This is a genomic window from Azospirillum sp. TSH58 (genome assembly GCF_003119115.1).
In the GTDB taxonomy this organism is placed as follows: domain Bacteria; phylum Pseudomonadota; class Alphaproteobacteria; order Azospirillales; family Azospirillaceae; genus Azospirillum.
Genome location: NZ_CP022369.1, coordinates 79,787 through 94,655, shown reverse-complemented (window position 1 = coordinate 94,655; position 14,869 = coordinate 79,787). Strand labels below are relative to the sequence as shown.

Genomic DNA, 14,869 nt, shown 5'->3' with positions numbered 1-14,869 from the left:
CGATGAGCGAACCGACCCTGATCCTGCGCAACGCGCGGGCCATCACCTTCGATCTGGCAAGGCCGCGCGCCGACGCGGTGGCGCTGGCCGGCGACCGCATCCTCGCCGTCGGCGGGGAGGAGGTGGCCGGCCTCGCCACCGCCGCCACCGAGGTGATCGACCTCGGCGGGGCGACGCTGATCCCCGGCTTCAACGACGCCCACGCCCATATGGAGCGCGAGGGGCTGAAGCGCCTGCGCCCCTCGCTGGCCGGCGCGCGCAGCGTCGGCGACATCCTGGAGCGGGTGCGGGCGGCGGCGGCACAGACGCCGCCCGGCCAGTGGATCGTCACCATGCCGATCGGCACGCCGCCCTATTTCTTCGACGGCGCCGCCACCCTGGCCGAAGGGCGGCCGCCGGACCGGCACGAGCTGGACCGCGCCGCGCCGGATCATCCCGTCTACATCCCCGGCCTGTTCGGCAACTGGGGCAAGCCGCCGGGGCACAGCGTCCTGAACAGCCGGGCGCTGGCGTTGAACGGCATCACGGCGGCGACCGCGCCGACCTGCTCCGGCGTCGAGATCCTGAAGGACGCCGACGGCGAGCCGACCGGCGTCATCGTCGAGCGCAACAGCCGCCCGACCGTCGAGTTCGACCTGCTGCCGGCGGTGCCGCGGTTCGGCTTCGCCGAACGGCTGGAGGGGGTGCGGCTGTCCCAGCGGCTCTACAACGCCCAGGGCACCACCAGCGTCTATGAGGGGCACGGCTCGGCGCCGGAGACCATCTCGGTCTACCGCCGCCTGTGGGAGCTGGGGGAGCTGACGGTGCGGGTCGGGCTGGTGGTCAGCCCGAGCTGGGCCGACATCGCCGAGGCGCGCCGCGCCATGCGCGACTGGCTGGCCCACGCGCGCGGCGCTGGGCTGGGCGACCCCTGGCTCAAGCTGTCGGGCGTCCACATCGCCTATGGCGGCGATCCGGCGGTGGCCTGCTGCGCCCGCGCCAACCTGCCCGACACCGGCTGGTCGGGCTTCGTCGAGCAGGCGCTGACGCCCGCCGACTTCCGCGAGGCCTGCTTCCTGGCGGCCGAGCACGATCTGCGCCTGCACACCATCGTCAGCGACAAGCTGCACGAGGTGGTGCCGGTGCTCGAAGCGGTGAACGAGCGCCACAGGCTGTCCGGGCGGCGCTGGGTGATTGAACACATCGGCCGCGCCCGGCTGGCCGATCTGGAGGCGCTGAAGCGGCTCGACGTGCTGGTGACGACGATCCCGACCTATTTCCTGTGGAAGGGCGGAGCCGCCTATCTCGACGAGCCGGACGGCGGCGATCTGGTGGTGCCGCACGCCCACCTGCTGCGGCTGGGCATCCCGACCGCCATCGCCACCGACAACATCCCGTACGACCCCTTCTTCACCCTGTGGACGGTCTGCAACCGGCGCGAACGGACCAGCGGCCGGGTGATCGGCCCCGACCAGCGGCTGGACGCCGAAACGGCCCTGCGCCTGTTCACCGTGGCCGGCGCCGCCCTGACCTTCGACGAGGGGTGGAAGGGGCCGCTGCGTCCCGGCTTCGCCGCCGACCTCGCCGTGCTGTCGGAGGATCCCACCGCCATCGACCCGGACCGGCTGCGCGACCTGCGTTGCCGCCTGACCGTGGCCGGCGGGCGGATCGTCCATCGCGAGGGGGTATGAGCGGGCCGGCCCCCTTGCGGATCGTCATCGTCGGCGCCGGTGTCTCGGGCAGCGGCGTGGCGGCCGGGCTGGTGCGCGCCGGTGCCGCGGACGGCTTTTGCGCCCGGGTAGAGCTCGTGGACCCGCGGCCGTCGCTCGGCGCCGGCTTGACCTACGCCCCCGGCGGCGATCCGCGCCATCGGGTGAACGTCCCCTCCATCCGCATGACGGCGGCGACCGGCCGGACCGGGGAGGAGGGTGCGGAGGAGGATTTCCATCGCTGGTGCCTGGAGCGCGGCGTGCTGGAGGCCGATCCGGCGGGCTGGTCGGAGGGGCTTCACTACCCCGCGCGGTCGGAATTCGGGCGCTACCTCGACGAACGGCTGCGGTCGCTCTTCGCGGCGCCCGGGCCGGTGCGGGTGACCCACCGCCGCGACCGGGCGGTCGCCGCCCATCGCCGCGGGACGGCCGATGGAACGGGCTTCGTCGTGGAGCTGGCCGGTGGCACGGCGACGGAGGCCGACGCGCTCGTCCTGTGCACCGGAAACCCGCCCCCCGAACTGCCGGGCGTGCTGGCGGCGCTGGGCGGGCACCCGCGGGTCGTCGCCGATCCCTGGGCGCCGGGCGCCCTCGACGGCGTCGCGCGGGACGACCGGGTGCTCATCGTCGGCACCGGCCTGACCATGGGCGACGTCGTGGCGACGCTGGTCGGCCGCGGCCAACGCGGACCGCTGACCGCGGTGTCGCGCCACGGGCTGGTGCCGCGCCCGCGCCCGCCCCAGGCCACGTCCTGGACCGATTTCACCGCCAAACCGTCCACCCGTGTCCGCGACCTGCTGCGCCGCGTGCGCGCCGCGGTCGCCGCCGCCCGGCGGGTGGGCCGGCCCTGGACCGACGTGCTGGAAAGCGTGCGTCTCCAGAACGGAGTCCTGTGGTCCGCCCTGCCCCTCGACGAGCGGCGGCGGTTCCAGCGCCATCTTCGGGTCTGGTGGGACGTCCACCGCTTCCAGGCGGCCCCGCAGGTCGCCCGTCTGGTGGAGGACGCGCAGGCGGACGGGCGCCTCACCGTGCTGGCCGGCCGGCTGGTCGCGGCGAGCGCCGGGGAGAGCGGGTCCGGTGACGGACTGTGGGTCGTCCACCGGCCGCGTGGCGGGGATGGCCTGGTCGGGCGGAGCTACGATGCCCTGGTGAACTGCACCGGCGCCGGGCACGGCGCTGCCTTCGGCCGCAACGCGCTGCTGGCCGGCTTGGCCGCCCAGGGGCTGATCCGGCCGGACCGGCTCGGTCTGGGTGTCGAGGTCGATGACCGCGGCCGGGCGCTCGACACCGCCGGGCGGCCGGTTCCCGGCCTGTTCGTCGTCGGGCCGCCGACCCGCGGCAGCCTGGGCGAGGTGGTCGGCGCGTCGGAAATCGCCCCTCACGCGCTGGCCGTCGCCGAGGCTCTGACCGGCAAGCGGTGGCGGGAGCAGGAGGCCGCCAGGAGCTTCTGAGCGGTGGTCAAAGCTGCCGCCGTCCTCAACGGCGATGGTCGACCCGCCGCGACAGCCACTCGCCGCCGAACTGCACCGACGTCACCAGCACGATCAGGATCACGATGATCTCGAACAGCACCTGGGTCTCGTAGCGTTCGTAACCGTAACGGATGGCGAGGTCGCCCAAGCCCCCGGCGCCGACCGCGCCGGCCATGGCCGAGGCGTTGATCATGGCGATCACGCAGACCGTCATGCCGCCGATCAGGCCGGGCAGCGCCTCGGGCAGGATCACGTGGCGGACGATGTGCCAGCGGCGGAAGCCCATGGCGTGGGCCGCCTCGATCAGCCCGTGGTCGACCTCGTTCAGGCTGACCTGGGCGACGCGGGTGTAGAAGGCGATCAGGTGGATGCTGAGCGGCACGATCGCCGCCCAGATGCCGAGCGTCGTGCCGACGAGCAGCCGGGTGAAGGGCAGCAACGCCACCAGCAGGATGATGAAGGGAATCGCCCGGAAGACGTTGACCACCACCGACAGGCCCTTGTTGAAGCGCGGCCGCGGGTAGAGGCCGCCGGGGGCGGTGGCGACCAGAAGCAGGGCCAGGGTCAGGCCGCTGGCGATGGCGATGGTGACGGACACGCCGACCATCGTCAGGGTCTCGCCGAAAGCGCGCAGATAGCGGTCAAACATCGTCGGCGACATAGCCGAGAACCTTCCAGGAATCGGGGGAGAAGCGGGAACCGGCGGCCGAGCGCATCGTCGCCACCGGAACGGCGATCAGAAGATCGCCCTGGGCATGGCCCTGGATGCGGTCGATGCCGCCGTGCAGCAGCTTGGCGTCGGGGGCGAGCGCCAGCAGACTGGCCAGCGCGATGCCCTCCGGGTGGCTCTCGCCGGTGAAGCGCAGCGACAGCACCGCCTGCCCGCCGCCATGCTTCGGCGGGTCCGGCTGCAGCCGGCGGGCGATGTCGTCGGGCAGCCCCTGCCGCAGCGGGCGCAGCAGGGCGCGGGTGGCGTCCCCCTGCGGCGTGCCGAACACCGACCAGACCGGTCCATGCTCGACCCGGTGACCGCGGTCCAGCACCAGCACCTCGTCGCAGATCGCCCGGATCACCGCCATGTCGTGGGTGATCAGCACGATGGTCAGCCCCAGCTTGGCGTTGATGTCGCGCAGCAGGGCGAGGATGGCGTGGGTGGTCTCGGGATCGAGCGCCGAGGTCGCCTCGTCGCACAGCAGGATTTCCGGCCGGTGGACCAGCGCCCGGGCGATGCCGACACGCTGCTTCTGCCCGCCCGACAGCTTGGACGGATGGACGTCGGCCTTGTCGGCCAGCCCGACCAGATCCAGCAGCTCGTCCACCCGCGCGCGGACCTCGGCCGCACCGATGCCGGCAACCTTCAGCGGCAGGCCGACATTCTCCCGCACCGTCTTGGCCGACAGCAGATTGAAATGCTGGAAGATCATGCCGATGCGGCGGCGCAGGCGGACGAGATCCTCCTCGTCCAGCCCGCCGACGTCGATGCCGTCGACCAGCACCCGCCCCCCGCTCGGCCGTTCCAGCATGTTGATCGCCCGCAGCAGGGTCGACTTGCCGGCGCCGGAGCGGCCGATGATGCCGAAGACGCCGCCGCGCGGGATGGCGAAGGACACCGCGTGCAGCGCCTCCACCCCGCCGGGATAGGTCTTGCGCACGCCGTCGAACAGGATGTGGGGCGAGGACGGGTCGCTTGCGGCGGTCGGGACCGGATCGGCGGCCACCCTGCGCGCGGCGGCGCGTTTCCACAGCATCGCGGTTGTTACCTTTCCTGTCGGAGGGAGCGGGTCATGCGATGACCGCCCCTCAGAAAGCGGGGATCAGGATGCCCGCCAGCTCTTTCTCGATGTGGGCGCGGACCTCGGGGGACTGGAAGGACTCGACCAGCGGCTTGACCCAGGGCACATCCTTGTCCTGCTCGCGCACCACGATGACGTTGACGTTGGGGTTGTTGTCGCGCTTCTCCTGGGCGATGCCGTCGCGCGCGGCGTTCAACCCGACCTGCGAGCCGAAGCTGGAGATGATCGCCGCGGCGTCCAGGTCCTGGTAGGAGCGCGCGAGCACCACCGATTTCACCTCGACGATCTCCAGCTTGCGCGGGTTCTCGGCGAGGTCGGCCAGGGTGGCGGTCTGGTTGAAGGCGTCGAAGCCGTCGCGCAGGCGCAGCAGCCCTTCGTCGCGCAGCACGATCAGGGCGCGGCTTTCGTTGCTGGGATCGTCGGGGACGCCGACCTTCGCGCCGTTGGGCAGATCCTTCAACGACTTGTATTTCTTGGAATAGAAGGCGATGGGCGACAGGTAGGTGTTGCCGACGACGGCCAGCTTGTAGCCCCGCTGGGCGATCTGGTCGCGCAGGAAGGGGATGTGCTGGAAGGCGTTGGCCTGCAGGTCGCCGGTGTTCAGCGCCTCGTTGGGGCTGAGGGTGCCGGCCATCACCACCGGCTCGATCTCCAGCCCGCGCGTCCTGGCGACCTTGGTGACGATCTCCCAGATCGGCTCGCTGATGCCGCCGCGGATGCCGACCTTCAGATGGACGGGATCCGCGGCCCAGCCCGTGCCGGCGGAGAGAACGGTGCCCAGCGCGATGCCCAGCACGGCACCGTTGGACAGGGCGCGCGCGACGCGCCCGAAAAGACGACCCATCATGGTGCAGCTTGCTCCGGATTCTTCGTTGGTCGGATGGTTGTCTCGGACGCGGTCAGGCGCCGGTCGGCTCATCGGAAGGGGGCGTTCGGGGGCGGCGCGTCTGGGTCACGGCGTCGAGCGCCTGGAGGATGTCCTCGCGGATGTCCGGCAGGTTCTCCAACCCGATGGACAGGCGGATCAGCCCGTCGCCGATGCCGTGGCGGGCGCGCTCCTCCGCGCTGTAGGTGGCGTGGGTCATGCTGGCCGGATGCTGCACCAGGGTCTCCGCGTCGCCCAGGCTGACCGCGCGGGTGGCCAGGACCAGCCGGTTCATGAAGCGGATGCCGGCCTCCAGCCCGCCGTCGAGTTCGCACGAGACCAGCCCGCCGAAACCGCTCATCTGGCGGCGGGCGACGGCGTGGCCGGGGGAGCCGGGCAGGCCGGGGTAATCGACACGGCGCACCGCGGGATGGGCGGCGAGCAGGGCGGCCACGGCGGCGGCCGACGCGCTGTGCCGCTCCACGCGCAGTTCGAGCGTCTTCAGGCCGCGCAGCAGCAAGAAGGCGGTCAGCGGCGCGACGGTGGCACCGGTCAGGTAGCGCAAGCCGTTGCCGCGGATGCGGTCGATGATCGCCTTCGGTCCTACCACCACGCCGGCGATCAGGTCGCCGTGACCGCCGAGGAACTTGGTCGCCGAATGGACCACCAGATCGGCGCCATGCTCGATCGGCCGTTGCAGGACCGGGGTGGCGAAGGTGTTGTCGACCATCACCAGGGCGCCGGCCGCATGGGCCTGCGCGCTGACTGCAGCGATGTCGATGACCCGCAGGTTCGGGTTGGCCGGCGTCTCGAAATAGACCAGCGCCGGGCGCAGGGCCAGGGCGCGGGCGAGATCGTCGGGGTCGGTGAAGTCGGCGACCTCCACCCGGATGCCGAAGCGGGTCAGCCCGCGGGTGAACAGGGCGTAGCTGTTGCCGTAGAGGGTGTGGTCGATCACCACGCGATCGCCGGCCGACAGCAGCGTCCACAGCGTGGCGGAGATCGCCGCCATCCCCGACGCGACGGCCAGACCTGCCTCCGCCCCCTCCAGGTCGGCGATTCGGGCCTCCAGCACCGCCTGGGTCGGGTTCTTGGTGCGGCCGTAGATGTAGCCGTCCTTCTCGCCACGGAACAGCGCGGCACCGTCCTCAACCGTTTCGAAGGCGTAGGTCGAGGTCATGAAGACCGGCGGGGTCAGCGCGCCCTGCGCGCTCGCCGGCTCATAGCCGAGATGGATGGCGCGGGTGGACAGACCGCTCCACCGGCCGCGGTTCGACGGATGATCGCTCATGGATGGATATCCGAAGCCTGTGCAGTTTCGTTTGTTAAATTCCTCTATAAACAGACTTGCACGATAGGAAAATAAGAGCAACTGTGAAATCGGCATTTTTTCTCTGGAAAAGGCGATGAGAAATGGTGAATTCGGTGTTCCGCGGCACGCGCACGTCGGTGTTCGAGACGATGTCGCGGCTGGCTGCCGAGCATGGCGCGATCAATCTCGGGCAGGGATTCCCCGAAGGGATCGAGGCGACGGAGGTGATCGAGGCGGCGGGGCGGGCTCTGCGCGACGGTCCCCACCAGTATCCGCCGACCCTGGGCCTGCCGGCCCTGCGCCAAGCGGTGGCCGAGGCGAACCGCCGCTTCTGGAACATCGACGCCGATTGGGCCACCGAGGTGCTGGTCACCTCCGGCGCGACCGAAGCGCTGGCCGACTGCTTCTTCGGTCTGCTGGAGCCGGGCGACGAGGTGCTGGTCTTCCAGCCGGCCTATGATTGCTACGGCGTCCTGCTGCGCCGCGCCGGTGCGGTTCCGGTGCCGATCCGGCTGGAGCCGCCGCATTGGGAGCTGCCGCGCCAGCGCATCCTCGACGCCATCACGCCGCGGACGCGGGCGATCCTGCTGAACACGCCGATGAACCCGAACGGCAAGATCTTCAGCCTGGACGAGCTGGGTTTCCTGGCCGGGCTTCTGGAGCGGCACGACCTGATCGCGATCTGCGACGAGGTCTACGAGCATCTGACGTTCGACGGACGCGCCCATGTCCCGCTCTACACGCTGCCCGAAGCCCAGGGCCGCTGCCTGCGCATCGGTTCGGCGGGCAAGACCTTCTCGGTCACCGGCTGGAAGGTCGGCTACGTCACCGCGCCCGCGGCTCTGCTGGAGCCGGTCGCCCACGCCCACCAGTATCTGACCTTCGCCACGCCGCCCCATCTCCAGGCCGCGGTCGCTTTCGGGCTTGGGCTGGAGGACTCCTATTTCCACGGCCTGCAGGCGACCTTGCAGCACAATCGCGACCAACTCGCCGACGGGCTGCGTGAACTCGGCTTCAGCGTGCTCGATTGCGGCGCCACCTATTTCCTGTGTGTGGAGATCGGCGGACTCGACCGCGATGGCGATGATTTCGCCTTCTGCCGCCGTCTGGTTGCCGAATCCGGTGTCGCCGCGGTGCCGGTCAGCAGCTTCTACGCGGAGCGCGACATGACCTCGCTGATCCGCCTGTGCTTCGCCAAGCGGCTGCCGCTGCTGCATGACGCGCTGGAGCGGCTCGCCGACTGGCGGAACCGCGGCGGAGGAACCTGACAGCCAATTAAACAAATTAAGCGAGTTATATAAAAAACTTAAACACTATCTTTACAGTAGGAATAAAGGATGATTATGCTCTGCCCATAGGGTGATTGCGGATCACCGCGAACGATCCGAATGAGGAGACATCAGACATGCCGTTCCGTCCGTTGCACGACCGCGTCGTCGTCCGCCGTGTGGCGCAGGAGGAGAAGTCGAAGGGCGGGATCATCATCCCCGACACCGCCAAGGAGAAGCCGCAGGAGGCCGAGGTGATCGCCGTCGGTCCCGGCGTGCGCGACGACCAGGGCCGCGTCCACCCGCTCGACGTGAAGGTCGGCGACCGCGTGGTCTTCGGCAAATGGTCGGGCACCGAGATCAAGGTGCAGGGCGAGGATCTGCTGGTCATCAAGGAAGCCGACATCGTCGGCGTGGTCGAGCCCGCCTGACGGCGGGCCGTCCGACCGCCTCCGCGCGAACCCACCCGAAAAAAGACTTCGACAATAGGGACATCACCATGGCCGCCAAGGACGTCAAGTTTTCCGCCGAGGCCCGCGACCGCATCCTGCGCGGCGTCGACACCCTCGCCAACGCCGTGAAGGTCACGCTGGGCCCCAAGGGCCGCAACGTCGTGATCGAGAAATCCTTCGGCGCCCCCCGCATCACCAAGGACGGCGTCTCGGTCGCCAAGGAGATCGAGCTGGCCGACCGGTTCGAGAATCTCGGCGCCCAGCTGGTGCGCGAGGTCGCGTCGAAGACCGCCGATCTGGCCGGCGACGGCACCACCACCGCCACCGTGCTTGCCCAGGCCATCGTCCGCGAGGGCGCCAAGGCCGTCGCCGCCGGGCTGAACCCGCTGGACCTCAAGCGCGGCATCGACCGCGCGGTCGCCGCGGTGATCGCCGACATCCGGGCGCGGGCCAAGACCATCTCCACCAACGACGAGGTGGCGCAGGTCGGCACCATCTCCGCCAACGGCGAGAGCGCCATCGGCGCGATCATCGCCGAGGCGGTGGCCAAGGTCGGCAACGACGGCGTCATCACCGTGGAGGAGGCCAAGAGCCTCGAAACCGAGCTGAACGTGGTCGAAGGGCTGCAGTTCGACCGCGGCTATCTCTCGCCCTACTTCGTCACCAACGCCGAAAAGCTGGTGGCCGATCTCGACAACCCCTTCATCCTGATCCACGACAAGAAGCTGTCCAGCCTGCAGCCGCTGCTGCCGGTTCTGGAGGCCGTCGTGCAGTCCTCCCGCCCGCTGCTGATCATCGCCGAGGACGTCGAGGGCGAGGCGCTGGCGACCCTGGTGGTCAACAAGCTGCGGGGCGGCCTGAAGATCGCGGCGGTCAAGGCGCCGGGCTTCGGCGACCGCCGCAAGGCGATCCTGGAGGACATCGCCATCCTCACCAACGGTCAGGTGATCAGCGAGGATATTGGCGTCAAGCTGGAGAACGTCTCGCTGGCCGATCTCGGCACCGCCAAGCGGGTGGTGATCGCCAAGGACGAGACGACGGTGATCGACGGCGCCGGCGGCCGCGAGGCGATCGACGCCCGCATCGCGCAGATCCGCGCCCAGATCGACGAGACCACCTCCGACTACGACCGCGAGAAGCTGCAGGAGCGTCTCGCCAAGCTGTCGGGCGGCGTCGCGGTGATCCGTGTCGGCGGCTCGACCGAGGTCGAGGTGAAGGAGCGCAAGGACCGCGTCGACGACGCCGTCCACGCCACCCGCGCCGCCATCGCCGAGGGCATCGTTCCCGGCGGCGGCGTGACCCTGCTCTACGCCGGCCGGGCCATCGACGCGGTGGTGCCGGTCAACGACGACGAGCGTGTCGGCATCGACATCGTCCGCCGCGCCTTGCAGGCCCCGGTGCGCCAGATCGCCGAGAACGCCGGCGCCGACGGGTCGGTCATCGTCGGCAAGCTGCTGGAGGGCAACGACACCGCCTTCGGCTACGACGCGCAGACCGGCACCTTCACCGACCTTCTGAAGGCCGGCATCATCGACCCGGCCAAGGTCGTGCGCATCGCCTTGCAGGACGCGGCATCGGTCGCCGGCCTGCTGATCACCACCGAGGCGCTGATCGTCGAGCGTCCGGAACCGAAGTCTCCGGCGGCACCCGCCGGGGCCGGCGGCGGTTACGATTTCTGATCGGAACCGTCAGGGGACCGGCGGGCGTGGCGACCGATGTCCTTGCGGCGCCCCGCCCCGCCGGAGCCCGTCCTCCCGTGCCTGAAACCGCCGCCCGCCCGCGGGTCCACGCCCCGACGGCGGGCGGCGGTCTTTTTCCGGTGCGCCCCGTCATACGGTTGGAAAATGATCACTTCCATCATTTTTCAACCGTGAAACCCGTCAGATCAACGCGTTAGCGTTGATTGAGAGGGTGATGCCGACGGCGCCTTCAGGTGCCGTTGGTATCAGATCGTGTATTCGGGTTCGGGCAGGCTCATGTCCATCTCCACCGCCGGGGCCTGACCGGAGGTCGACCAGCCGACGACGCGGGCGGGAACGCCGGCCACCGTCGCGCCGGGCGGCACCGGTTTCAGAACGACGCTGCCGGCGCCGACCTTGGCGTGGCGCCCCACCTCGATGTTGCCCAGCACCTTGGCCCCGGCGGCCAGAAGCACGCCGTCGCGCACCTTGGGATGGCGGTCGCCGTGCTCCTTGCCGGTGCCGCCCAGCGTGACGCCCTGCAGGATCGACACGTCGTCGCCGACCACGGCGGTCTCGCCGATCACCACCCCCGTCCCATGGTCGATCAGCACGCCGCGCCCGATGGAGACGGCGGGATGGATGTCCACCGCGAACACCTCCGACACCCGGCTTTGCAGGAAATGGGCGAGGTCGCGGCGCCCCTGCGCCCACAGCCAGTGGGCGACGCGGTGCCATTGCAGCGCGTGGAAACCCTTGAAGTAGAGGAAGGGCGTCAGAAGGCCGTCCGCGGCCGGATCGCGGGTCACGATGGCCGTCAGGTCGGCGACCGCCGCCGCGACGATGGCGGGATCGCCGGCATGGGCCTGCTCGGTGATGTCGGCCAGCCGCTCGGCCGGGATGTACCAGTCGCCCAGCTTGCGCGCCAGATGCGCGCCGAGCGCGGAGGCGAAGCCGTCGTGCGACAGCACGGCGATGTGGATGAAGCTGCGCAGCAGCGGATCGCCATCCGCCGCGGCCTCCGCCTCGGCGCGCAGACGCGCCCACAGGGCCGCCCGCTCCCGGTCGGAGTCCGTCTCGAATCCACCAAGGTTGGCGGGGGTCTGGGCGAAGCGGGCGGGGGTGACGATGCGGCCCATGGGGCGTTTCCTTCCGGTCAGTGGCCGCGCCGGACCAGCGTGTGGCGGATGCGGTGCAGGGCGGCGGTCAGCGCGTCGAGGTCCTCGCAGGTGTTGTAGAAGGCCAGGGACGGACGCACCGTGCTCTCCACCCCGAAGCGCCGCAGGATCGGCTGCGCGCAATGATGGCCGGAGCGCACCGCGATGCCCTCCCGGTCCAGCGCCCTGCCCACCTCCTCCGTCCGGCAGCCGTCGAGAACGAAGGAGAGGACGCCGGCCTTCTCGCGCGCCGTGCCGATCAGCCGCAGGCCGGGAACCGTCGACAGGCCGGCGGTGGCGTACTCCAGCAGGGAATGCTCGTAGGCGGCGATGACCGGCATGCCGATGCGGTCGAGATAGTCGATGGCCGCGCCCAGCCCCACCGCGTCGGCGATGTTGCCGGTCCCGGCCTCGAACCGCATCGGGGCGGGCTGGTAGACGGTCTTCTCGAAGGTCACGTCGGCGATCATGTTGCCGCCGCCCTGCCAGGTCCGCATGCCCTCCAGCACCTCCCGCCGGCCGTAGAGCAGGCCGATGCCGGTCGGGCCGAACATCTTGTGGCCGGACAGCACGAAGAAGTCGCAGCCCAGCGCCTGCACGTTCACCGGCATGTGCGACACCGCCTGCGCGCCGTCCACCAGCGTGACCGCCCCGGCGGAGCGCGCCATCGCGACCATCTCCGCCGCCGGGGTCACCGTGCCGAGCGCGTTGGACACCAGCGTGAGCGACACCAGACGGGTGCGCGTGTTCAGCAGCCGGGCGTACTCGTCCAGCCGGATCTGGCCGTCCTCGTCCACCGGGACCACCCGCAGCCGCGCCCCGGTCTCGGCGCAGAGCTGCTGCCACGGCACGATGTTGGCGTGATGCTCCAGCCAGGTGACGACGATCTCGTCGCCCTCGCGGATGTGCTGGCGGCCCCACGCCTTGGCGACGAGGTTGATCGCCTCGGTCGCGCCGCGGACGAAGACGATCTCGCTCGTGTCGGCGGCCCCGACGAAGCGGCGGGCCTTCTCGCGCGCCTCCTCATAGGCGTCGGTGGCGCGGGCGGCCAGCGCGTGGGCGGCGCGGTGGATGTTGGAGTTCTCTTCCGCGTAGAAGCGGGCGAGCCGGTCGATCACCGCCTGCGGCTTCTGCGTGGTGGCCGCGTTGTCCAGCCAGATCAGCGGCTTGCCATGCACCGTCTGGTTCAGGATCGGGAAGTCGCGGCGCGCGGCGCGCGGGTCGAAGGCCGGGCTGGCGGGCAGCGGCAGATCCGGCACCTGTTCCGCGCGCAGCTGCACCGACAGGGCGCCGACCTCCACCAGAAGACCGGGGGCCGCGGGAACGGCGGAAGGGGCGGCGGCGGGCAGGGCGGCGGCGGGGGATGTGGCGCCGTGACCGGCCGCCGCGTCGCGCCCGCCGTCGAGGAAGTAGGGCGCGCCGGAGGGCCGGGGCGGAGCGCCCGCGACCGGCCCCGCGACCGGCCCCGCTACCGGCGTTGAGGGAACCGTGGCCGCGCCCGGCAGCGGCGGGACCAGCGACAGGGCGCCGCCCAGCGAATGCAGGATCGACCCCAGCCCGCCGTCACCGGTTGCCGGCGGCACGGCGGGCGCCGTGGGCCGCAGCGAGGGGGCGGGGGAGAAGGACGGGTTGGCCGCCAGACCCGGCTGCGGCACCGCGGGCAGCGGTCCCGGCGCCTGCGCCGCCGACAGCCCGGACGGCGGGGCCACGGCGGGCGCCGGGCCGGAGGGAAGGGCTTGGAAGAACTGGTTCGCGAGGCGGGCGATCAGGCCGACATCCGGCCCGGCGCCCGGCCCGGCATCCAGTCCGGTGTCCGGCAAGCCGGACTCCGGCCCGCCGAACCCCGCCGCCGGTGGCGGCAGGGTCAGGGCGGCGGCGTCAGGCGTAGTCATAGTAGTTGCCGACATGGACATCCTCCAGCACGCCGATGGCATCCTCGGTCAGGATCGCGGCCGAGCAGTAGAGCGAGATCAGGTACGAGGCGATGGCCTTGCGGTTGATCCCCATGAAGCGGACCGACAGGCTGGGCGCCACCTCGCCGGGGACACCGGGCTGGAACAGGCCGATCACGCCCTGCTTCGCCTCGCCGGTGCGCAGCAGGAGGATGCTGGTGCGGCCTTCGGGCGTGACGTGCAGCTTGTCGCTGGGGATCAGCGGCAGGCCGCGCCAGGTCAGGAAGGGCGAGCCGTGCAGGGTGACCGTGGGCGGCGGGACGCCGCGGCGGGTGCATTCGCGCCCGAAGGCGGCGATGGCGCGCGGGTGGGCCAGGAAGAAGGCGGGCTCCTTCCACACCTTGGCGATCAGCTCGTCCAGGTCGTCGGGGGTGGGCTGGCCCTTGCGCGTCTTGATGCGCTGGCCGGGGGCGGCGTTGGTCAGCAGGCCGTATTCGGCGTTGTTGATCAGCTCGCTCTCCTGGCGCTCCTTCACCTTCTCGATCAGCAGGCGGAGCTGCTCCTGGATCTGGTCGATCGGATGGCTGTAGAGGTCGGAGACGCGGGTCTGCACGTCGAGAACGGTGGTGACCGCGTTCAGCGAATATTCCCGCGGGTTCTCGTCATAGGGGACGAAGGTCTCCGGCAGGTCGGCGTCGTTGCGCGGGCTGCACTCCACCTCGGTCCGCACCTGCCCCTGGGGATCGACGACCCGGTTCAGGCGGTAGATGCCGGCCTCCACCGGGGTCCAGGGCAGGAAGGACACCAGCCAGCGCGGCGTTATGCCCGACCACTGCGCCCGTGTCTTCGTGGCGTTGGCAAGCTGGCGGGCCGCCTGCTCGTTCAATGTTCGGCGCAGCTCGGTGTCTTCGGACATGAAATCGGCTCCTTTGGAAAGGCGGCGGGAGGAAAACGGCAGCCGGCGCCATGCACCGACTCCGGGGAATCGGCGGTTTGCGGACGCGGGAATGAATGGTCGATGGGCGGGAACGGACACCCGGCTCGGCGATACGGCCTATGGGATGGCGCCGGCCCGCCGAAGGTGGATATGACCATGCATGGCTTTCGCCACAGCCTCAAGCATTGGCCACGGCGCGGGCGTCGATTGGTCCGCTATAACAGACAAGCCTCCGCTGGATTGGGCGAAGAACCGATCAAAGAAGTTCCGGCCGATCATCCGGTGGGCCGGATGGTTATTTCCTATTTTTTCAATAGATATTGCAGGCGGTCATCTCCGTTTCCGGTGGCGGAC

At 70.5% G+C, this 14,869-nt stretch carries 12 protein-coding genes; 5 read left to right on the top strand and 7 right to left on the bottom strand.

Annotated features, from left to right (window positions below; translation table 11 throughout):
- Positions 1 to 2: 2 nt before the first annotated feature.
- A complete protein-coding gene (locus TSH58p_RS30755; RefSeq protein ID WP_199230009.1) occupies positions 3 to 1,670 on the top strand; it encodes an amidohydrolase in 1,668 nt (555 codons plus the stop codon).
- Positions 1,667 to 3,139 carry an FAD/NAD(P)-binding protein gene (locus TSH58p_RS30750; RefSeq protein WP_109067951.1) on the top strand — a complete coding sequence of 491 codons (1,473 nt, stop codon included), beginning with the start codon at positions 1,667 to 1,669 and terminating at the stop codon, positions 3,137 to 3,139. Before TSH58p_RS30755 ends, TSH58p_RS30750 begins: the two co-directional genes overlap by 4 nt.
- A 25-nt stretch (positions 3,140 to 3,164) precedes the next feature.
- Here TSH58p_RS30750 and TSH58p_RS30745 read toward each other — a convergent pair whose 3' ends face one another.
- Genes TSH58p_RS30745 through TSH58p_RS30730 form a run of 4 tightly spaced genes read right to left on the bottom strand, consistent with a single transcriptional unit; the run spans position 3,165 to position 7,109 of the window.
- The gene (locus TSH58p_RS30745; RefSeq protein ID WP_109067950.1) at positions 3,165 to 3,821 is read right to left on the bottom strand and encodes a methionine ABC transporter permease; all 657 of its coding nucleotides are present in this window, start codon (positions 3,819 to 3,821) and stop codon (positions 3,165 to 3,167) included.
- Entirely contained in the window at positions 3,802 to 4,908 is a 1,107-nt protein-coding gene (locus TSH58p_RS30740) for a methionine ABC transporter ATP-binding protein (protein WP_109067949.1), read from the bottom strand. Before TSH58p_RS30740 ends, TSH58p_RS30745 begins: the two co-directional genes overlap by 20 nt.
- A 52-nt stretch (positions 4,909 to 4,960) precedes the next feature.
- Entirely contained in the window at positions 4,961 to 5,800 is an 840-nt protein-coding gene (locus TSH58p_RS30735; protein ID WP_109067948.1) for a MetQ/NlpA family lipoprotein, read from the bottom strand.
- Between the two features lie 52 nt (positions 5,801 to 5,852).
- Positions 5,853 to 7,109 (bottom strand): PLP-dependent aspartate aminotransferase family protein, encoded by a 1,257-nt coding sequence (locus tag TSH58p_RS30730; protein ID WP_109067947.1) that lies wholly within the window; start codon positions 7,107 to 7,109, stop codon positions 5,853 to 5,855.
- Positions 7,110 to 7,231: 122 nt separating this feature from the next.
- Between TSH58p_RS30730 and TSH58p_RS30725 the strand changes: the two genes are divergently transcribed.
- The 3 genes from TSH58p_RS30725 to groL all read left to right on the top strand — a co-directional run bounded on the left by TSH58p_RS30725 (position 7,232) and on the right by groL (position 10,529).
- Positions 7,232 to 8,398, top strand: a complete 1,167-nt coding sequence (locus TSH58p_RS30725; protein ID WP_109067946.1) for an aminotransferase — start codon at positions 7,232 to 7,234, stop codon at positions 8,396 to 8,398.
- Positions 8,399 to 8,535: 137 nt separating this feature from the next.
- The gene (locus tag TSH58p_RS30720; protein ID WP_109067945.1) at positions 8,536 to 8,829 is read left to right on the top strand and encodes a co-chaperone GroES; all 294 of its coding nucleotides are present in this window, start codon (positions 8,536 to 8,538) and stop codon (positions 8,827 to 8,829) included.
- Between the two features lie 68 nt (positions 8,830 to 8,897).
- Positions 8,898 to 10,529, top strand: coding sequence for a chaperonin GroEL (gene groL / locus TSH58p_RS30715; protein ID WP_109067944.1), 1,632 nt, complete (start codon positions 8,898 to 8,900; stop codon positions 10,527 to 10,529).
- A 266-nt stretch (positions 10,530 to 10,795) separates the two neighbouring features.
- Here groL and cysE read toward each other — a convergent pair whose 3' ends face one another.
- The 3 genes from cysE to TSH58p_RS30700 are packed head-to-tail and all read right to left on the bottom strand — an operon-like array spanning position 10,796 to position 14,494.
- Positions 10,796 to 11,668 carry a serine O-acetyltransferase gene (cysE, locus tag TSH58p_RS30710; RefSeq protein ID WP_109067943.1) on the bottom strand — a complete coding sequence of 291 codons (873 nt, stop codon included), beginning with the start codon at positions 11,666 to 11,668 and terminating at the stop codon, positions 10,796 to 10,798.
- A gap of 17 nt (positions 11,669 to 11,685) precedes the next feature.
- Positions 11,686 to 13,578, bottom strand: coding sequence for a family 2A encapsulin nanocompartment cargo protein cysteine desulfurase (locus tag TSH58p_RS30705; RefSeq protein ID WP_247873809.1), 1,893 nt, complete (start codon positions 13,576 to 13,578; stop codon positions 11,686 to 11,688).
- The gene (locus TSH58p_RS30700) at positions 13,565 to 14,494 is read right to left on the bottom strand and encodes a family 2A encapsulin nanocompartment shell protein (protein ID WP_014242416.1); all 930 of its coding nucleotides are present in this window, start codon (positions 14,492 to 14,494) and stop codon (positions 13,565 to 13,567) included. Before TSH58p_RS30700 ends, TSH58p_RS30705 begins: the two co-directional genes overlap by 14 nt.
- Positions 14,495 to 14,869: the final 375 nt, after the last annotated feature.